We start from the raw sequence: 20,439 nt of genomic DNA, 5'->3' as shown, positions 1-20,439 counted from the left end.
ACCGTAGGCCGGATAAGCGCAGCGTCATCCGGCACAGCATCTCATTTCCCGTTGTTATCGCGCTTCACCTCGGTCAGTTCATCGCCTTTATCATTACGCAGATGCACTTCCAACTGGTTGAAGGCGATGTTAATTCCGTTCTCACGGCACAGACGATCAATGCTCCGGTTCAGCTCATCGACGGTATAACTGCGGTCGCGCAGTTCACGCACATACAGACGTAACTCATGATCGAGTGTGCTGGCACCAAAGGTGGTGAAGAACACGGTTGGCTCAGGATCGTGCATGACCTTTGGATGATCATGAGCCGCTTTGAGTAAGATCTCGCGCACTTTATCCAGATCGGATCCATACGCAACGCCCAGCCGAATCACCACTCGCGTGATGGTATCGGTCAGCGACCAGTTGATCAGGCGCTCCGTGACAAACGCTTTGTTCGGAATGATCACTTCTTTACGGTCGAAATCGGTAATCGTTGTGGCGCGAATACGGATTTTGCTGACGCTACCGGAGAAAGTGCCGATGGTGACGGTATCGCCAATACGCACCGGGCGCTCGAAGAGAATAATCAGACCGGAAACGAAGTTACCGAATATCTCCTGCAAGCCAAAACCGAGGCCGACCGACAATGCCGCCGCCAGCCATTGCAATTTATCCCACGACACACCGAGAGAACCAAAGATGGTCATCGCCCCGACGGCAATAATCACATAGTTCAGAATCGTGGTAATGGCGTACGACGCGCCCTGGCGCATTTGCAGACGCGAGAGCACCAGCACTTCCAACAGGCCGGGTAAGTTGCGAATCAGCACCCACGCAATGGCAAAGGCAATCACCGCAAATAACAGACTGCCCATGGTGACGTGCTTCACGATGGCGGCACCGGCTTCAGTCCCGTTGTAGCTCCAGAGCTGGATGCTATCGAGATAACCGAATACCCCGAACAAATCTGACCAAATGGTGTAGAACACGATGGCAAACAGTGCGAACAGCGCAATGATGGCCAGACGCATGGTTTGCTGGTTGATTTGGTCGAGTGCCAGCGGAGGCTCTTCTACCGGCTCACCGCCTTCTGCGCCCTCTTTCACCAGGTTTTCACGGCGTAATACCGCGCGGCGATAGGCCATGCGGCGTGCCGCAACGCTCAGCCCGCGCAGTACGGTCTGGTAAACCAGATTCCAGATAAGGATCAGGTAGATGGTTTCAATCCAGCGGCCCGCCAGGCGTAAGGTGGTATAGAAATACCCCATCGCCGTCAGCACCATTAACACCACGGGTACCACGCCCATCATCGTGACGGTAAACAATTGAATGGTGTGGTTGTTTTTGTTGCGCCAGTTTTCACGGCACATTGGGAACACCAGGGCGGCAATGAGCAGCAGGTTGAAGAAGATAATTAACTGCCCAAGCGCATCTTCCACCAGGTGCAGCGGAGAACGCTCACCCAATACCGACCAGAATAATAACGGTAGTAACGCACAACCAATACGCACTAGCTGGCGACGATAGTGGCTGCACAATTGCGGCGCCATATTAAAGTGGCTCACGGCCACACCGTTGGTAGAAAGCACTTGATACGTTAAGCCGAACACTAACCAGGACAGAGAAAGCTGTTTGCAGAACGCCAGCATGGATTCACTGATATTCATCTCCATACCAGCAAATACCAGCCCGATGGAGTAAATAACCAGCGCACCGGGCAGGACTTTCACCAGGGTGAGTGCAATAGCTTTTGGCGTCAGCATCTGGCTGTCGTTGCGCAGTTGTCCTACCCGACTCGCCTGTTTTTCCAGGTAGCGATCAATCGCTTTAAATTTCCAGCGAATGATACCGGCCAGTAATAATGCCGGAATCATCAGCAACAAGATGGCGATGATTTTTAACGAGCTTTCTGGCCCCTTCAGGTTAATGCGGGCGCTTTTAAACTGATCGCGTATTGATGAAGGCAATGATTTCAGCCAGTCCCAATCCATTGGCTTATTACTGGTCACCCAGAAAATCTGCTCGGTCAGAATTTGATCGAGCGATTTCGTGACGTTTTGCAGTTGCTGCTTATTGTTTTGCAGATTGATAGCCAGCATGAGTTGCATGCCGAGCTGTTTGTTCAGTTGGTCGAGCAATTCGCGACGCGTATCCAGAACTTGTAATAACGCTTCATGAACGTCAGGCGTCACTTCATCGATGTGCCCGTCTTCAATTTTCTGCACCAGTTCGTCTGGTTGAAAAAGGGCATCACGCTGCTGGTTGACATCAAACTGTTCGAGACGAATATCCGCAATACGGTTGGTCAGGTCTTCGGTGTCTTCCGCTGACGGCAAGTTTTGCTGCTGTTGTTGGTAAAGGATACGTGACAACAGCAGGCTGCCTTTCAGGACGGCAATTTGCTCTTTGAGGTTACGTTCAGATTGCAGCGCCCGGTCGAGGGTATTTTTGATGCGGATGCTCGGCGGCACCATTTCATTGGCGTGCTGAGTGGCATCAATCAAACGCTGGCTTAACTGGTGGTTGATATCCAGCTCTTGTTTCACCAACGGGTTTTGCTGAATTTTAACCGTATCTTCAGAGTCTATCGCTTCCTGCGCTGTCTGCTGTGTCAGCGTTAAACGCTTGCTGCTGACCGCTTTTTGCAGCAGTTGCAGCGTGTGCTCCAGCTGATTGATATGGGCGTTGGTGTAGTCGCGTTGTTTTTGCAGCGCATCCTGCAAGATGGTGTTGCCTTTCAGGCTGTCGCGCTGTTGATCGAGTTGCGCATTAAGCAACGCCTGTTGAGTCAGTAACAAGGTTTGCTGGCTTGGGCGCAGCTCTACCGCACCGGGCGTGACGCCGTTCAGACGGTTACGGATGGTTTCAAGCTGGGCCGAGACCGTCATCATCGCATTTTGCACACGCTCGGGCTGCGTTTGCAGGGATATAAGCTGGCTGTTCCAGGTGGCTAAATCGCTTTGCGAATTCTGTAAATCCGTCATCAAATCATTCAGACGCGATTCAAGCTGACGCAAATTTAACGATTCAATTTCGGCCTCTTCCGCAGCCTGATTTTCACGCTGGTTTTTGAGTTCGTTCAACGCCTCGGTGGCTTTGCGCAGCGCTTTTGGCGCTTCGGTTACCTGCTGATGAAGTTTTGCTGTTTCATCCTTGACCCGATCAATTTTGTCCAACGCTTCAAGCGTTTCATTAAGATCTTGCTGGGTGAGTTTGTCATTTGGCGACAGCGTTTTTTGCTTATTCAGCGCGTTGAGCTGGTTTTGAATTTCTTCGCGGCTTGGGAGATCGCTGGAATTACTTTTCGCCCAGACTGGCTGCGCCAATATACAAAACAGGCTAACCAAAGCGATGAGTAAAAACCGCGCGGAAACACGACGTGAATACAGTGAACTCATGAGTTGCGGCATAGTTTGACAGTGTTTAAAAACTGGCCGAAAAGGTTGGCGAGTTAGAGACGAAATACGAGCCGCAAGATTAGCACGTCTTTTCGGAAAAACCTTGGGCAACTATGTTCAGAATTACCCTATTAATCCTATTTTTAGTGTGGACTTGATCGCAGGGTTGGGCAGTTTTGGAACATTTCCAATAATATAGCCACGTAGTCTTCCGCCTGACCGTGAAGATCGAAGCTGTCGGGCGCAACTAACCAGTTTTCAATCAGCCCGGTAATGTAACTACGAAGAAGGATAACAGCGTGGGATAGGCGTAGGTTTTTTGGTAACATCTCTGCATCAATGCAACGCTGTAAACTGCTCTCGATTCTTTCATTACCTTCCATATAAAGTTCGCGCCTGGCCTGTTGTAAAACAGCCAGTTCCCCGACAAATTCACATTTATGGAAGATGATTTCAGTCATCAGGCGGCGGCGTTCATCGGCGACAGTTGCTTGTAATATGTAAATAAGTAACTCTCTGACAACAGAAAGTGGATCGTCAGGAAATTTTGCCTGATACTCAGTTTCTAAGTCACCAATACTGGATTCCGTTAGCTCCCAGATTTCATTAAACAAATCCGACTTATTTTTGAAATGCCAGTAGATTGCACCACGAGTGACACCAGCTGCCTTTGCGATATCCGCCAGCGAAGTTGCGGAAACACCGTGTTGGGAAAACAAGCGGATTGCAACATCCAGAAGATGTTGGCGGGTCTCTAGTGCTTGTTGTTTGGTTTTTCGTGCCATAAGTGGGTGAAATTAAGGTAGTTAGATTTACATACATTTGTGAATGTATGTACCATAGCACGACGATAATATAAACGCAGCAATGGGTTTGTGGACACTTGATCCATTGAACAACTTTGAAATCGGACACTCGAGGTTTACATATGAACAAAAACAGAGGGTTTACGCCTCTGGCGGCCGTTCTGATGCTCTCAGGCAGCTTAGTGCTTACAGGATGTAATGACAAAGAGACACAACAGAGTGCCCCGCATACCCCAGAAGTGGGTGTGGTGACTTTGAAAAGTGCTCCTTTGCAGATAACAACAGAGCTACCGGGCCGTACCAGCGCTTACCGTATTGCAGAAGTCCGTCCACAGGTCAGTGGCATCATCCTGAAACGTAACTTCGAAGAAGGAAGTGAAATCAAGGCTGGCGTTTCGCTGTATCAGATTGACCCTGCAACATATCAAGCTGCGTATGACAGTGCAAAAGGCGACCTCGCGAAAGCACAGGCAAGTGCAAACATTGCTCAGCTGACGCTTAAACGTTATCAGAAACTTTTGGGTACTAAGTACATCAGTCAACAAGATTACGACACCGCGCTTGCCGATTCTCAACAGGCAAATGCATCCGTCGTTGCGGCTAAAGCCGCCGTTGAATCTGCTCGTATCAACCTTGCTTACACCAAAGTGACTTCACCTATTAGTGGTCGCATTGGCAAATCTTCTGTAACAGAAGGCGCACTGGTTACCAGCGGACAATCTGCTGCGTTAGCAACCGTACAACAGCTCGACCCTATCTATGTTGATGTGACCCAATCCAGCAACGATTTCTTGCGCCTTAAGCAAGAGTTAGCTGACGGCAAACTGAAACAAGAAAACGGTAAAGCTAAAGTCAAATTAGTCACCAATGACGGTATCACTTTCCCGCAGGAAGGCTCTTTAGAGTTTTCTGACGTGACGGTTGACCAAACCACCGGTTCTATCACTTTGCGTGCCATCTTCCCGAATCCAGATAAAACGTTACTGCCGGGCATGTTTGTTCGCGCACAACTGGAAGAAGGTACTAATCCAAATGCACTGTTAGTTCCGCAACAAGGTGTGACTCGTACACCGCGTGGCGATGCTTCAGCAATGGTTATTGGTAAAGATGACAAAGTGGAAGTGCGCAATATCACTGCATCTCAGGCTATCGGCGACAAATGGCTGGTTACTGAAGGGTTGAAGGATGGCGATCGCGTTATTGTAACCGGTTTGCAAAAAGTGAAACCCGGTGTTCAGGTGAAGGCGCAGGAAGTGGCGGCAGAGAATAAAGGCCAGGATCAAGCAGCCGCTGGCGCACAGTCTGAACAAACGAAGTCTTAACTTAAACAGGAGCCGTTAAGACATGGCTAAGTTTTTTATCGATCGCCCTATTTTCGCCTGGGTAATCGCCATCATTATTATGTTGGCGGGTGGGCTTGCGATCATGAAATTGCCTATCGCGCAATATCCAACCATTGCGCCACCGGCAATTTCTATCTCTGCAAACTATCCAGGTGCTGATGCGAAAACGGTGCAGGATACTGTGACTCAGGTTATCGAACAGAACATGAACGGTATCGATAACCTGTTGTACATGTCCTCTTCCAGTGATTCCTCGGGTTCTGTCACCATCACCATTACCTTCGATTCCGGCACTGATGCCGATATCGCGCAGGTTCAGGTGCAGAACAAATTGCAACTGGCAATGCCGCTGCTTCCACAAGAAGTCCAGCAGCAAGGTGTAAGCGTTGAGAAGTCCTCAAGTAGCTTCCTGATGGTTCTGGGTATGATCAATACCGACGGTTCCATGACACAGGAAGATATTTCGGACTACGTTGGCGCAACCATTAAAGACCCAATCAGCCGTACTCGTGGTGTGGGTGACGTTCAGCTGTTTGGTGCACAGTACGCGATGCGTATCTGGATGGACCCGAACAAACTGAACAATTACCAGCTCACGCCGGTAGATATTATTAACGCTATCAAAGCGCAGAACGCCCAGGTAGCAGCAGGTCAGTTAGGCGGTACTCCGCCGGTTAAAGGCCAGCAACTTAACGCCTCAATCATTGCTCAGACCCGTTTGAAATCTGCCGATGAGTTCAGCAAAATTTTGCTGAAAGTGAATCAAGATGGCTCACGGGTTCTGCTCAGAGATGTGGCAAAAGTTGAGTTGGGCGGCGAGAACTATAACGTTGTCGCGCGTTTCAACGGACAGCCTGCGTCTGGTTTAGGTATCAAACTGGCAACCGGTGCTAACGCCCTGGATACTGCCAATGCGGTACGTGCCACCGTAGAAAAACTGCAACCGTTCTTCCCGGCAGGCTTGAAAGTCGTCTACCCATACGACACCACGCCGTTCGTTAAAATTTCTATCAAAGAGGTAGTCAAAACCCTCGTTGAAGCCATCGTGCTGGTGTTCCTGGTAATGTATCTGTTCTTGCAGAACTTCCGCGCCACATTGATTCCAACGATTGCGGTACCAGTGGTACTGCTGGGGACGTTTGCCATCCTTGCCATCTTTGGCTATTCGATAAACACCCTAACGATGTTCGGGATGGTGCTTGCGATAGGCCTGTTGGTAGATGACGCCATCGTCGTAGTAGAAAACGTTGAGCGTGTGATGGTGGAAGAAGGATTGCCACCAAAAGAAGCCACGCGCAAATCAATGGAACAGATTCAGGGCGCTCTGGTCGGCATCGCGATGGTTCTGTCAGCGGTATTTATACCGATGGCGTTCTTCGGCGGTTCCACAGGGGCAATCTATCGTCAGTTCTCTATTACCATCGTATCGGCAATGGTGCTTTCTGTACTGGTAGCAATGATCCTGACACCAGCACTTTGCGCCACTCTGCTCAAGCCGATTGCGAAAGGCGAACACCACGAGAAGAAAGGCTTCTTCGGCTGGTTTAACAACATGTTCGACAAGAGCACGCATCACTATACCGACAGCGTCGGTAACATTTTGCGTAGCACCGGTCGTTACCTGGTGTTGTATCTGCTGATAGTGGTTGGCATGGCCTTCCTGTTTATTCGCCTGCCAAGTTCCTTCTTGCCAGACGAAGACCAAGGCGTGTTCCTGACCATGGCGCAGTTGCCTGCGGGTGCAACGCAAGAACGTACACAAGCTGTTCTTGATGATGTGACCAAGTACTACCTTGAAAAAGAGAAAGACAACGTTAACTCTGTATTTACCGTTAACGGCTTTGGCTTCTCAGGACAAGGGCAGAACACCGGTCTGGCATTCGTATCCTTGAAAGACTGGGACGAGCGTCCGGGTGAAGAGAATAAGGTTCCAGCGATTGCTGGTCGCGCAAGCGCCGAATTCTCGAAAATCAAAGATGCCATCGTGTTCGCATTTAACCTGCCAGCTATCGTAGAACTGGGTACTGCAACGGGCTTCGACTTCCAGTTGATTGACCAGGCAAACCTTGGACACGAAAAACTGACTCAGGCACGTAACCAGTTGTTTGGCGAAGTGGCAAAACATCCTGACCTGTTAGTGGGCGTACGTCCAAACGGTCTGGAAGATACGCCGCAGTTCAAAGTCGATATCGACCAGGAAAAAGCACAGGCATTGGGCGTTTCTATCAGTGATATCAACACCACGCTGGGTGCAGCATGGGGTGGTAGCTACGTGAACGACTTCATCGACCGTGGTCGTGTGAAGAAAGTTTACCTGATGGCTGATGCGCCATTCCGTATGCTGCCAAGCGATATCAACAGCTGGTATGTTCGCGGTTCTACCGGCCAGATGGTGCCATTCTCTGCGTTCTCAACCGCGCACTGGGAATACGGTTCACCGCGTCTGGAACGTTACAACGGTTTGCCATCCATGGAAATCCTGGGTCAGGCAGCACCGGGTAAAAGTACCGGTGAAGCGATGGATCTGATGCAGGAACTGGCGAGCAAGTTGCCAACCGGTATCGGCTACGACTGGACGGGTATGTCTTATCAGGAGCGTTTGTCTGGTAACCAGGCCCCTGCCCTGTATGCGATTTCCCTGATTGTGGTATTCCTGTGTCTGGCTGCATTGTACGAGAGTTGGTCGATTCCATTCTCGGTTATGCTGGTTGTTCCGCTGGGTGTTGTGGGGGCATTACTTGCCGCAACCTTACGTGGTCTGACTAACGACGTGTACTTCCAGGTAGGCCTGCTGACAACCATTGGCTTGTCGGCGAAGAACGCGATACTTATCGTGGAATTCGCCAAAGACTTGATGGAAAAAGAAGGTAAAGGCCTGATTGAAGCGACACTCGAAGCTGTACGTATGCGTCTGCGTCCGATTCTGATGACCTCACTGGCGTTTATCCTCGGTGTAATGCCGCTGGTAATCAGCTCCGGTGCTGGCTCCGGCGCACAGAACGCGGTAGGTACGGGTGTAATGGGCGGGATGGTGACAGCAACTGTCCTGGCTATCTTCTTCGTGCCGGTGTTCTTCGTGGTGGTACGCCGCCGCTTCAGCAGCAAGTCTGAAGATGTTGAACACACTCACGCAGTTGAGCATCACAAGTAAGACTAAGTTCTGCATCTAAAAGGCCGCGCAAGCGGCCTTTTTTATTTATGTTGAGTCTTATTTGTCATATTAATTAATAATTAGCGTCGTCGGTTTTTCCGACGATAAGTTTCAAAATGTTGCAATATAAACCCTGCAAATCCTGAGTCTGTGGCAAGATATTACTTAATTTTTCTGCAAAACCCGCAAAATCGAATCATACTTATTTATTAGGATAAATCTTAAGCGATAACTAATATACATCGCTTAAGATTCACATCGAGCAACATAAAATTAACCTCTTGAAAATAAACTATTTCTTGAAGTGGTCTTTTTGGTTCATTTATAGGAAAAAGCTTTTAAAAAACGTGAAAGTCTTAATAAACATTGCGTTAGGGTAAACGGCTTTTCAGCAAATGTAATTTTTCGTAATACCGAAAGGAAATCTGGTACAGATTGATTTATAGTAAAAGTATATGGAATAATCGTTGTAATTGATCCCCACCTCATCCAGGTGTGTCCACCCCAACGCGTTATGTTTATCAAATTTTTGTTCGATAAAAGGGGCTGCATTATGGACGAATACTCACCAAAACGGCATGATATCGCGCAGCTTAAGTTTCTCTGCGAAAACATGTATCATGACTGCCTTACCAACCTTGGCGAGAGTAATCATGGTTGGGTTAATGATCCTACTTCGGCCATTAACTTGCAGTTGAATGAATTGATTGAGCACATTGCGGCATTCGCACTTAATTACAAAATTAAGTACGATGATGAGAGTAAATTGATTGAACAAATTGATGAATATTTGGACGATACATTTATGCTGTTCAGTAACTACGGTATCAATGCCCAGGATCTTCAGAAATGGAGAAAGTCTGGAAACCGATTATTCCGATGCTTCGTTACTGAGAGCCGCGCAAACCCAGTAAGCCTCTCCTTTTAAACTATTACAAGATGTACAAGGTGACTTCATGACTACAAAACCATTAACAAAGACCGATTATTTGATGCGCCTGCGACGCTGCCAAACAATTGATACATTAGAACGAGTGATTGAAAAGAATAAATACGAATTATCAGATAATGAATTGGCAGTATTTTATTCAGCCGCAGACCACCGTCTGGCAGAACTGACCATGAATAAGCTTTACGATAAAATACCGCCTTCTGTATGGTCATTTATTCGTTAATACTTCTGAATCGTTATTACGTTTAGGCATTTAGATTGACATGCTGTTACACCATCGGCCAGCAGAAGTTATATCCTGGTTAGCAACGCCTGGCGTGGCTAAGTAGCAATATTATTCTGGACAGTATCGTTATGCTCAAGGCTCGATATTCCTCGCTTTACCTGTAAGGCCTGCTGGAGCAATGCGTCTGCAGCTTTCCTTTATCTTTGATTGTTAAGATTCACATTTAACTGTGTGATTACAGTCACAAAATGAAAGAGCGCTCTCATAAATAACAAACTAATCGCTTACGTTAACCGATGTCCCAACTATTTATTAAAGGCATCTCCGTGAGTGAAGAAAAACAGAAAATGATAGCAGGCGAGCTTTATCGCCCTGCTGACACGCAACTTCGTGCCGATCGTGTTAATGCTCGTCACTTGATTCACCGCTTTAATCACACTGCCCCTGATGAGCAAGCTGTTCGCGCCGAATTACTGGGTCAATTGCTTGGTCAAAGCCTCGATGCATATATTGAACCGTCGTTTCGATGTGATTATGGTTACAATATTTTCCTCGGCAAAAACTTCTACGCTAATTTCGACTGCGTAATCCTCGACGTTTGTCCGGTTCACATTGGCGACAATTGCATGCTGGCCCCTGGCGTCCATATATACACCGCCACGCATCCACTGGATGCCGAAACCCGCAACAGCGGTGTTGAGTTCGGTAAACCCGTCACCATTGGGCATAATGTCTGGATTGGCGGACGCGCAGTGATCAACCCTGGCGTGACCATTGGCGATAACGTGGTGGTTGGCTCAGGCTCCGTGGTAACGAAAGATATTCCAGAAAACGCAGTCGTCGCCGGGAACCCAGCGCGGGTAATTAAAATGCTCGACTAACTGTTATGCTTTTTTTTGGCAGAACTGTTACTTTTTTACCCCTGGTGGGGTTCTTAGAATAACAGTTCTCTGCCTGTAGCGTTTCTGTTCAAAAGGCCCATCATGACTGAAATTCAGCGTCTGCTCACCGACACCATTGAGCAACTCAACACCGATGAAAAACGCGATAATCGCCCACGTTTTAGCATCAGCTTTATTCGCAAACATCCAGGTTTGTTTATCGGCATGTGGATAGGTTGGTTTGCCACACTGTGGGTGATGCTGGAATCGGACACTCTGTCAGGATCGGTCTGGTTATTGGTGGTGTTGTTTGCGCTGCTAAACGGCTTTTTCTTTTTTGATGTGAATCCGCGCTATCGGTACGACGATATTGATGTGCTGGATCTTCGCGTTTGCTACAACGGCGAGTGGTATAACACGCGCAATGTGCCGCCAACGTTGATTGATAAAATCCTGCAATCCCCTGGTGTTGACGAACAGAAAAAATCGCTGCTGCATAAAATGGTTTCCACCAAAGGCGAACTCTCTTTTTACGATATCTTTTCGCTCGCCCGTTCCTGAAAACAAGGGGCCAAAGCCCCTTCTCTTAACGCCGCTTCTTCCTGCCCTGCACCGCTTTAAAACGCGGATTACTTTTGCAAATCACATACAACCGCCCTTTGCGCTTCACTATCTGGCAATCCGGATGGCGCTGCTTAGCACTGCGTAACGAATTTAAAACCTTCATGTCCACACCCTTTATTGTTACTTTATAACATAACAACAAGATAAAAGATGAGCGACCAAAACGCAAGCCAGTTTGTCTGCAAAACCCGCCATAGCTAAATCCCGCAAAAGCTTAGAACCCCGCGCGACAATATCTTAGAAGATAACAATATTGGGCGGCGTGACATGCTTGCGGCAATGTAACTTCCATGAACACCACATCGTTTCAGAAGGGATAAATCATGAATCAGTATTGTTGTTGTCGGGCGAGAAAATCAGAACGTATCAAGAAAACATCTGAAATAAGCGGAGTCCATGATGAGCAAAACAACGATCCAGACATTGCCAATACTCGATCTCTTAGCCCTTGAGGGCACAGCCACTGACCGCGCTGCTTTTCTTGAACAACTGCGCCTGGCGGCTCGTGATATCGGTTTCTTCTATTTAATTAACCACGGCATTAGCCCCATACTGCAACAGGCCGTTCAGGATGAAGCACAACAGTTTTTCACTTTGCCAGAAGCTGAAAAGCAGAAAGTGGCGATGATCCACTCTCCTCACTTTCGCGGTTATAACCGCGCCGCCAGTGAATTAACACGTGGCAAACCTGACTGGCGCGAACAGTTTGATATCGGCGCTGAGCGCCTGGCACTTTCCATCAATGAATCCCAACCCGGCTGGCTGCGGCTGCAAGGGCCAAACCTGTGGCCGGAATCGCAACCAACCCTGAAACCAACCCTTTTGCAGTTTCAACGCGAGATGACTGCCGTCGCGCTCAAACTGTTGCGCACCTTTGCACAAGCGCTGAAATTACCGGCTGACAGCTTCGACAATCTCTATGGCAACAAGCCCAACGAACACATCAAGCTGATTCGCTATCCTGGCAAGTCCGCAACCGATAGCAATCAGGGTGTGGGGGCGCATAAAGATTCCGGCTTCCTGAGCTTTTTACTGCAAGACCAGCAGCAAGGTTTACAGGTAGAAGTCACGCCTGATAACTGGATAGATGCCGCGCCACTGCCCGGTAGTTTTGTGGTGAATATTGGTGAGTTGTTGGAACTTGCGACCAACGGCTATTTACGAGCCACGGTTCACCGTGTGATATCGCCGCCACCGGGGCAAGAACGCCAGTCCATTGCCTTTTTCCTCGGCGCTCAACTCGACGCCGTTGTGCCGGTTTACGCCCTGCCGCCTGAACTGGCGCAACAGGCTTTAGGGCCGGAGAGCGATCCACATAATCCATTGCTCCGTGACGTCGGCTGGAACTATTTAAAAGGCCGCCTGCGTTCGCACCCTGACGTGGCAGAACGTTATTACCCGGATGTCTTGCGTAACAGCACTGAACTCATCGCTTAAACAATAAAGGAAAACACCATGAAAAATGCCGCTTTTAAACTGGCAGGGGTCGCGCTGTCTTTGACTCTGGCTTTCAGCGCTCACGCCGCAGAAACCTTACGCATTGCCGCAGATGCTGTGCCACATGCAGAAATTCTGGCCTTCGTGCAAAAACTCGATCCTAATTTAAAACTCAAAGTGGTGGAGCTGAGTAATGGCGTGAATGCCAACGAATTGCTGGCGAATGGCGATGTCGATGCTAACTACTTCCAGCATGTGCCGTACTTACGCGACCAGGAAAAAGCGCTGGGTAAAAAATTCGCCGTTGCCGCTACCGTTCATATTGAACCACTGGGGATTTACTCGCACAAATACAAAGACCTGAAATCCGTGCCGGATAATGCCACCCTCGCGCTGCCTAATAACGTCACTAACCTGAGCCGCGCTCTTTATTTGTTGCAAGACAAAGGGTTAATTACCCTGAAGCCGGAATTTAAAGATGCTGCGCAAAACCAGGCCACGCCGCGTGACATCGCCAGTAACCCAAAACATCTGAAGATTGTTGAAATCGAAGCCCCGCAATTACCGCGTTCACTTGATGATGTGGATCTGGCGGTGATCAACGGTAACTACGCGCTGGAAGCCGGTTTAACGCCGTCAAAAGACGCGCTGGGACTGGAAAGTGCGACCCATAATCCGTATGCCAATATTCTGGTGACTAACCCGAATTTAGCCAACGATCCGCGCATCAAAGAACTGGCGAAAGATCTGCAATCACCGCAGGTTGCTGAATTTATTCGTACGCAGTTCAACGGGTCTGTTATCCCGGTTGCCACGCCACAGTCATGATTACGCTTGAACGGCTGAGCAAAGTGTATGCCGGAGGAGGCCAACCGGCACTGGATGATGTCTCACTGACTGTGCCAGATGGTGCAATCTACGGCATTCTCGGGCGTAGTGGCGCAGGGAAAAGCACCTTGATTCGCTGTTTGAACTTGCTGGAGCGGCCCACGTCGGGCCGCATTCTGATGCACGATGTGGATATCACTACGCTGAATAATCGCGAGCTGCGCGCTCATCGCCAGCGCACAGGAATGGTGTTCCAGCATTTTAATTTAATTCATGCCCGAAACGTGGCGGACAATATTTCCGTCCCGCTGGAAATCGCCGGGCAGCCGCATGAAATACGCCAGCAACGGGTTCATGAGTTGCTCGAATTAGTGGGTCTGAGTGATAAAGCCCACGCTTTCCCGTCGCAACTGTCTGGCGGGCAAAAACAGCGCGTGGGAATTGCACGTGCCCTTGCCGCTCACCCCGATGTGCTGCTTTGCGATGAGGCAACCAGCGCGTTAGATAGCGAAACCACCGCGTCTGTGCTGGCGTTGCTGATGGACATTAATCGCAAATTGGGCGTCACTATCGTGCTGATTACCCATCAACTGGAGGTGGTGAAGGCGATTTGCGATCACGCGGCATTACTTGAGAACGGCAAGTTAGTCGAAAGCGGCTCGCTGTCTGATTTACTGGTCAGCCCCTACTCCCGCCTGCGCCAGGCATTGCTCCCTGGCGACGCGGCAGAAAAAGCATTTTTACGCCGACTCGGCGTTTCAGGGAGAGTGTTATGCGAAGTCGCTTAGCCTGGGAAGATTTATGGCCATTGCTGCTCGACGGCACACTCGACACGCTCTACATGGTCGGACTTGCGGCCCTGTTTACGGTGATTATCGGTTTGCCGTTGGGTGTGCTGTTATTTCTCACTCGTCGCGATGGCGTATTACCCGCACCAAAACTGAATCAGGTTATCGGTAGCGTGGTGAATGTCGGGCGTTCGCTGCCCTTTATTGTGCTGCTGATTGCTCTGATCCCCTTCACGCGATTAATCGTCGGCACCACTCTGGGCAGCACCGCAGCGGTGGTGCCGATTACCATTGGCGCATTCCCTTTCTTTGCGCGTGTGGTTGAAAACGCCTTAGATGAAGTCGATAAAGGCCGCATCGAAGCCATTCTATCGATGGGCGGCAATGTGTGGCATATCATCGGCAAAGTGCTGTTGCCCGAAGCGTTACCCGCATTGTTGGCCGGTATCACACTCACCGTTGTGATGCTGATTGGTTTTTCTTCTATGGCGGGCGTTATTGGCGGGGGCGGCTTGGGTGATCTTGCGATTCGTTATGGTTATCAGCGCTTTAATGACCAGGTGATGATTGGCACCGTGGTGATTCTGGTGGTGATGGTTCAGCTTGTGCAAAGTATGGGTGACCGCCTGGTGCGCCGCCTCGCGCACCGGCGTTAAAACGTCCAGTAGGATGGATTAGCAATCTTTCGTAGGGCGGATAAGCGTAAGCGTCATCCGCCAGTTTTTCAGACTTTCTCGCGCACCAGCAAGGTGGTCAACGTAAACGATAATCCCAATGCCAGCGCCACGCCCATTAAAGCAAAGATAAAATACGGGCCGATATACGCGGGCAGGCTAAAAATGCTCGATAAAATATAGCCATACAAACGAACACCGAAGAAAGCAATGAATGCCGAGGCGATGGAGCTTGCCACAGTGGCGGCAATAAACGCTTTCTTATAGCGTGTCAGCACGCCAAATAACGCAGGTTCGGTAATCCCCAGCAGGGCAGAAATCGCCGCAGGTAACACTACGGCCCGCTCTTCACGTGATTTACTTTGCATCCAGATAGCAAACGTCGCCCCGGCAATCGCCATATTTGCCATAAACATCATCGGCATCAGCATGTCATAACCACGGTCGGTGAAGTTTTGCAGCGCAATAGGCGTCATCGCGTGATGCATACCGGTTAAAATCGCCACCGGGCGAATAGCCCCCACCACCAGTCCGGCAAAACTTGCCGAAACCCCAAACAGCCCTTCAATAAACCACGCGAGTGCTTTACCCAGATAAATCCCCATCGGCCCGATCACCACCAGCGCAACCAGGGCGGCCAGGAACAACGTGAGCGTTGGCGTAAAGACGGTTTTTAGCACGTCCGGCATAAATCTATCCACCCAACGGTGGATGTAACTCAATGCCAGCACTGAGAAAATTACCGGAATCACACTCGATGCGTAGTTAAAGACCGAAATAGGCACTACGTTCAAAAAGTAGAACGCATCAACGGCATTCGGTGCATGGCTCGCCAGCGATTTTGCCGCTTCAATCAGCGACGGATACATCAAACAGGCGGCTACCGCAGCGGCCAGGTACTCGTTGGTTTTGAAGATACGCGCGGCGGAAATGGCGAGGAAGAACGGTAAAAAATAGAACACCCCGCTGGCAATCAAATCGATGACGATAACCGTATCGCTTTTTGCCGAAACCATTTTAAGCGCAATCAATCCTGCCAGCAGGCCTTTGATCATCCCGGCGCCAGCGATAGCGGGGACAATCGGGCCAAACACGCCCGACACGGTATCCATAAACATCGACACCAGACTTTTGCGCGTTCTCTTCTCGCCAGCTTGAGCGGTTTGTTCAGGCGATGAACCGAGCGCCGTGGTCAGTTGTTCGTACCAGGTATTGACCTGCGGGCCAATGATTATCTGAAATTGGTCGCTCTGGATTTGCGCCCCCAAAACACCCGGTATTTTTTTAATTGCTGACTGATCAATTTTATTTTCATCGACCAGAGAGAAGCGCAAGCGCGTCATACAGTGCCAGGCCTTACTAATATTATCCGCACCGCCAATCAGGTGAATAATATTATTAATGGCATCACGAGTCCCCATCTGTCACTCCCAAAGAATTGCTTATTGTTATGTGTTGAATGCCATTGATGTTAGGGAATCACAACCATGAAAACAAACCAATAAACTTTGACCACTGTCACACTTAGCCGCCATGAAAGGCATAAAACAGCGTTACAGAACAAATTGGTATGGTTTTATTACACATCACGCCCCTTTTCCTGACCAATAAAAATAAGCAAAAAAAATGATTTACCGGCACTCAAAAATAAGGTGATAGTAATAAACAGAAGCCTTAAATCTGATGAGCAATTGACCGTTATTAAAACGCGTTTGGAGTAATCTCGTGCTACCAACCATTATTGAAAATATCGAATGCTTTATTACCCGCCCCGATCGTCATAACCTGGTGACTGTGCGCGTGACGACCAATAAAGGCGTCACCGGCCTGGGCTGTGCCACTTTCCAGCAGCGCCCACTTGCGGTAAAAACCATGGTTGATGAGTACCTCAAACCGCTGCTCATCGGCCGCGATGCCAATAACATCGAAGAGCTGTGGCAAATGATGACGGTCAACGCCTACTGGCGCAATGGCCCGGTCATCAACAACGCAATGGCAGGTGTTGATATGGCCCTGTGGGATATCAAGGGCCAGCTTGCCAATATGCCGCTGTATCAGCTATTTGGTGGCAAATCGAAGGACGCTATTGCAGCTTATAGCCACGCCGCGAGTGAAACGCTGGAAGGTTTATATCTCGAAGTGGACAAACTGCTGGCGCAAGGTTATCGCTACATCCGCTGCCAGCTTGGGTTTTATGGCGGCACACCGCAGGGTTTACATGCCACGAAATCCCCGACGCCAGGCGCCTATTATGACCAGGATGAATACATGGCCAACACGGTGGCGATGTTTAAAGCGCTGCGTGAGAAATACGGCAACCAATTCCATATTCTTCATGATGTGCATGAACGCCTGTTCCCACAACAAGCGGTGCAACTGGCAAAAGCGCTGGAACCCTATCAGCCGTGGTTTATCGAAGATATTCTGCCGCCTCAGCAAAGTGCCTGGTTAGAACAGGTTCGTGCGCATTCCTCCGTTCCGCTGGCAATGGGCGAGCTATTCAATAACCCGGCTGAATGGCATGATTTGATTGTGAATCGACGCATCGATTTTATTCGCTGCCACGTTTCGCAAATTGGTGGGATTACGCCTGCGCTGAAGCTCGCGGTTCTTTGCCAGGCATTTGGCGTGCGCCTCGCCTGGCATGGCCCGTCAGACATGACGCCGATTGGTGTTGCCGTGAATACCCATTTAAATATTCATCTGCATAATGCCGCTATTCAGGAATTCATTCCGAACAAGCCAAATACTGAATCCGTGTTCCCGGGCGCCCCCGTAGCGGAGCAAGGATATATTTATCCGTTGGAAAAACCGGGTATTGGTGTCGGGTTCGACCAGCAAAAAGCAGAAGCCTTTCCGGTGGAATATCGCCCGCACGAGTGGACGCAAAGCCGCTTACCCAATGGCGCGATTCACACGCCTTGAGTTCCCTGGCGATAAGCTAAATTATCGTGGTTATAGGGGGTGACGTAGGTGCAGGAATAATTGATATCAACGATATCGCTAATTTCGAACACGCGTCCCCCTTCAAGAATTCCCCGGTTGATGATACGCATCGCCGGGCTGCCCTTTTTACACTCCAGCAATGCTGACTGTTCTTTGTTAATTGCCACAGCCTGATAACTGGTTAATAAATGAGAGATCCGAAAACCTTTACTCAGCACATATTGTTGAATCGACCGTTCAATAACCTTCTGATTCAAATCAGGAAAATCCTTGACCGGCATGCGCGATATTTCAATTTGTACTTTCTGGTTATCGACATAGCGCAGGCGGCAAAACTGCCAGATATACTCATCGGCACCCAGACCAAATACCTGCTGCTCCTCAAGACCGGGTAATTTTTTATGCAGATTCACCATCCGAAAAGCCATCTGGTCAAAACGTTTTTCAGTGATGGAGTTATATACCAGCGGATTATTACGTGCCTGTGGATTAATCCAGATACCGGAACCCTGAATAATTTCGACGACGCCAATGCTGACCAATTTTTCCAGCGCTTTGCGAATAGTGAAACGCGAAACATCATATTCCGCGGCAAGCTGGCGCTCGGGCGGTAATTTGCGCCGCTGATTGTCGTTGTGCTGGTAAATTTTGCTTAACAGATCCTGGATAACAAACTCTTTTTTCTTCATGTCCGATTCACCAGCCGCTGATTTGCATGATGTTTAAATAGCCCAGTTTGAAGTAAAACATAACATCCCGTATTGAGCTGAGATAGACTAACCTCGTCTATGGAAACCATTATAAAAACTAACCTCTTAACGGAGCTTAAAGAATGACATCTCGCAAGCTCATAAGCCTGGTAAGCGGTGTACTGATTCTGGCAGTTCTGTCCCCTATTCTTCTCAGTGTCTATTTCGCACATCGTAATGCTGAAGAGGTTTTCCACGAGGAATTAGCCGAATTTGCCGATCACGCCATGTATCGCACCGGCAAAGTCATCGATCAGGCAGTGGCGGCCGTAGATGAAATCAACCTGGTCAATGATAATTCGTGTTCAAAAGCCCATACAGATGCCATGCATCGCATCGCGCTTAAATATCGCTACGTGCAAGAAGTCATGTTTCAGGATAATAACCATATTCTCTGCACGTCGCTGGTGCCTTACGGTGATAGCACTTTAATTGGCAGACCGGATCGTATTGGCCCCAATGGTTTTAATGCCTGGTACACCACCCCACCCGCACCGGGATTTAAACGGAAAATGGTGTATATCGGGAAACTGCCACATCTGGCGCTTATCGATCCGATGTCGTTTATTGATATCCTGCCGTTCGGAAAATATACCTTAAATATCGCCATGGTGGGTTTGGGTCAAAACCTGCTTATTGCCAGCAATAGCCACTATGTGCCTGATGAATGGCGCATTCCGCTTGCCCTGGGCCTCGATGAGTTTCAGACTGACGACGATTTTTACATTATCCGCCGCGATAACGATCTTGGGCTGGCAATGATTACCTGGGCATCGCGAGAGCCGATGAACGGCGTCTGGTATGAACAGCTTTTCATCTGGCTCCCTATTGGTCTGGTCATTAGTCTTGCTGCGGGGATATTCCTGATTAGCATCCTGCGACGTTTATTATCGCCGCGCAATCGACTGATGGATGCCATTAAAAATCATGAAATCAGTGTGGTGTATCAGCCTATTGTCCATCTGCAAAGTGGTGAAAGTGTTGGCGCTGAAGCCCTGATTCGCTGGCAGCAACAAGATGGTTCGATGCTTAATCCGGATGCGTTTATTCCCCTGGCAGAGCAGACTGGGTTAGTGACGCAATTAACCGAACAAGTCATTGAGTTAATATTTATCGAGCTGGGGGAGTGGCTTTGCCAGCATCCTGACCACCATATTTCGGTTAATTTAGGTGTACGCGATATTCGTAGCCTGCATATTCTGGAGGTTATTCAGCCTTATTTGGTTCGGTATTCTGTCAAGCCGGGACAAATCGCATTTGAAATTACCGAGCGTGGTTTTGCTGATCCAAAAATAACTGCGCCGATCGTTGCGCAATATCGTCAAGCCGGACACGCCATCTACATTGATGATTTCGGGACGGGATACTCAAGCCTGAGTTACTTGCAAGATCTTGACGTCGATATTCTTAAAATCGACAAGTCATTTGTTGATGCCCTCGAATATAAAAACGTCACACCGCATATTATTGAAATGGCCAATGCATTGGGTATTTTGATGGTAGCCGAAGGGATTGAAACCCCGCGCCAGGCCACCTGGTTACGCGAACAAGGCGTGCAGTACGGCCAGGGCTGGCTGTTCAGTAAAGCCCTGGCAAAAGATGAATTTATCCAATGGGTTGAGAGTTATCGCGCCAAAGTGGCGAAATAAGCCGG

At 49.1% G+C, this 20,439-nt stretch carries 17 protein-coding genes; 12 read left to right on the top strand and 5 right to left on the bottom strand.

The window, feature by feature from the left end:
- Positions 1–41: 41 nt before the first annotated feature.
- Together mscK and acrR are read right to left on the bottom strand one after the other, a co-directional pair.
- The gene (gene mscK, locus GBAG_RS04280) at positions 42–3,380 is read right to left on the bottom strand and encodes a mechanosensitive channel MscK (protein WP_051873632.1); all 3,339 of its coding nucleotides are present in this window, start codon (positions 3,378–3,380) and stop codon (positions 42–44) included.
- A gap of 143 nt (positions 3,381–3,523) precedes the next feature.
- Positions 3,524–4,165, bottom strand: coding sequence for a multidrug efflux transporter transcriptional repressor AcrR (gene acrR, locus GBAG_RS04275; RefSeq protein WP_034493748.1), 642 nt, complete (start codon positions 4,163–4,165; stop codon positions 3,524–3,526).
- A gap of 143 nt (positions 4,166–4,308) precedes the next feature.
- On the opposite strand from acrR, the gene acrA reads away from it, so the two are divergent.
- From acrA to GBAG_RS04245, 6 genes are all read left to right on the top strand, one after another.
- Entirely contained in the window at positions 4,309–5,508 is a 1,200-nt protein-coding gene (acrA, locus tag GBAG_RS04270; protein ID WP_034493747.1) for a multidrug efflux RND transporter periplasmic adaptor subunit AcrA, read from the top strand.
- A 22-nt stretch (positions 5,509–5,530) separates the two neighbouring features.
- Positions 5,531–8,680, top strand: a complete 3,150-nt coding sequence (gene acrB / locus GBAG_RS04265; RefSeq protein ID WP_034493746.1) for a multidrug efflux RND transporter permease subunit AcrB — start codon at positions 5,531–5,533, stop codon at positions 8,678–8,680.
- A gap of 553 nt (positions 8,681–9,233) precedes the next feature.
- Entirely contained in the window at positions 9,234–9,608 is a 375-nt protein-coding gene (gene tomB, locus GBAG_RS04260) for an Hha toxicity modulator TomB (protein WP_034493745.1), read from the top strand.
- Positions 9,609–9,636: 28 nt separating this feature from the next.
- Positions 9,637–9,855 (top strand): HHA domain-containing protein, encoded by a 219-nt coding sequence (locus GBAG_RS04255; protein ID WP_034493744.1) that lies wholly within the window; start codon positions 9,637–9,639, stop codon positions 9,853–9,855.
- 329 nt (positions 9,856–10,184) lie between these two features.
- Entirely contained in the window at positions 10,185–10,739 is a 555-nt protein-coding gene (gene maa, locus GBAG_RS04250; protein ID WP_034493743.1) for a maltose O-acetyltransferase, read from the top strand.
- Positions 10,740–10,841: 102 nt separating this feature from the next.
- The gene (locus GBAG_RS04245; protein WP_034493742.1) at positions 10,842–11,300 is read left to right on the top strand and encodes a YlaC family protein; all 459 of its coding nucleotides are present in this window, start codon (positions 10,842–10,844) and stop codon (positions 11,298–11,300) included.
- 25 nt (positions 11,301–11,325) lie between these two features.
- Here the strand turns inward: GBAG_RS04245 and ykgO are convergent, their stop codons facing one another.
- The gene (ykgO, locus tag GBAG_RS21980) at positions 11,326–11,466 is read right to left on the bottom strand and encodes a type B 50S ribosomal protein L36 (RefSeq protein ID WP_072011136.1); all 141 of its coding nucleotides are present in this window, start codon (positions 11,464–11,466) and stop codon (positions 11,326–11,328) included.
- Between the two features lie 296 nt (positions 11,467–11,762).
- Between ykgO and GBAG_RS04240 the strand changes: the two genes are divergently transcribed.
- Genes GBAG_RS04240 through GBAG_RS04225 form a run of 4 tightly spaced genes read left to right on the top strand, consistent with a single transcriptional unit; the run spans position 11,763 to position 15,072 of the window.
- Complete coding sequence (locus GBAG_RS04240) at positions 11,763–12,800, top strand: isopenicillin N synthase family dioxygenase (protein ID WP_034493741.1); 1,038 nt, start codon at positions 11,763–11,765, stop codon at positions 12,798–12,800.
- Positions 12,801–12,818: 18 nt separating this feature from the next.
- Complete coding sequence (locus tag GBAG_RS04235; RefSeq protein ID WP_034493740.1) at positions 12,819–13,628, top strand: MetQ/NlpA family ABC transporter substrate-binding protein; 810 nt, start codon at positions 12,819–12,821, stop codon at positions 13,626–13,628.
- Entirely contained in the window at positions 13,625–14,416 is a 792-nt protein-coding gene (locus tag GBAG_RS04230; protein ID WP_081908374.1) for a methionine ABC transporter ATP-binding protein, read from the top strand. Before GBAG_RS04235 ends, GBAG_RS04230 begins: the two co-directional genes overlap by 4 nt.
- Complete coding sequence (locus GBAG_RS04225) at positions 14,401–15,072, top strand: methionine ABC transporter permease (protein ID WP_034493739.1); 672 nt, start codon at positions 14,401–14,403, stop codon at positions 15,070–15,072. The genes GBAG_RS04230 and GBAG_RS04225 overlap by 16 nt, the downstream gene beginning before the upstream one ends.
- 68 nt (positions 15,073–15,140) lie before the next feature.
- On the opposite strand, the gene GBAG_RS04220 is transcribed toward GBAG_RS04225, so the two are convergent.
- Positions 15,141–16,511 (bottom strand): PTS transporter subunit EIIC, encoded by a 1,371-nt coding sequence (locus GBAG_RS04220; protein ID WP_034493738.1) that lies wholly within the window; start codon positions 16,509–16,511, stop codon positions 15,141–15,143.
- A gap of 304 nt (positions 16,512–16,815) precedes the next feature.
- Here GBAG_RS04220 and GBAG_RS04215 point away from each other — a divergent pair, with 304 nt between their 5' ends.
- Entirely contained in the window at positions 16,816–18,015 is a 1,200-nt protein-coding gene (locus GBAG_RS04215; RefSeq protein ID WP_034493737.1) for an enolase C-terminal domain-like protein, read from the top strand.
- Here the strand turns inward: GBAG_RS04215 and GBAG_RS04210 are convergent.
- Positions 18,003–18,725 carry a GntR family transcriptional regulator gene (locus GBAG_RS04210; RefSeq protein WP_034493736.1) on the bottom strand — a complete coding sequence of 241 codons (723 nt, stop codon included), beginning with the start codon at positions 18,723–18,725 and terminating at the stop codon, positions 18,003–18,005. The genes GBAG_RS04215 and GBAG_RS04210 overlap by 13 nt on opposite strands.
- 143 nt (positions 18,726–18,868) lie before the next feature.
- Here GBAG_RS04210 and GBAG_RS04205 point away from each other — a divergent pair, with 143 nt between their 5' ends.
- Positions 18,869–20,434, top strand: coding sequence for an EAL domain-containing protein (locus GBAG_RS04205; RefSeq protein WP_034493735.1), 1,566 nt, complete (start codon positions 18,869–18,871; stop codon positions 20,432–20,434).
- Positions 20,435–20,439: the final 5 nt, after the last annotated feature.

It is taken from the genome of Buttiauxella agrestis ATCC 33320, assembly GCF_000735355.1.
GTDB classification, from domain to species: Bacteria; Pseudomonadota; Gammaproteobacteria; order Enterobacterales; family Enterobacteriaceae; genus Buttiauxella; species Buttiauxella agrestis.
The sequence above is the reverse complement of the archived record's forward strand: the minus strand, read 5'-3'. Positions and strand labels throughout refer to the sequence as shown.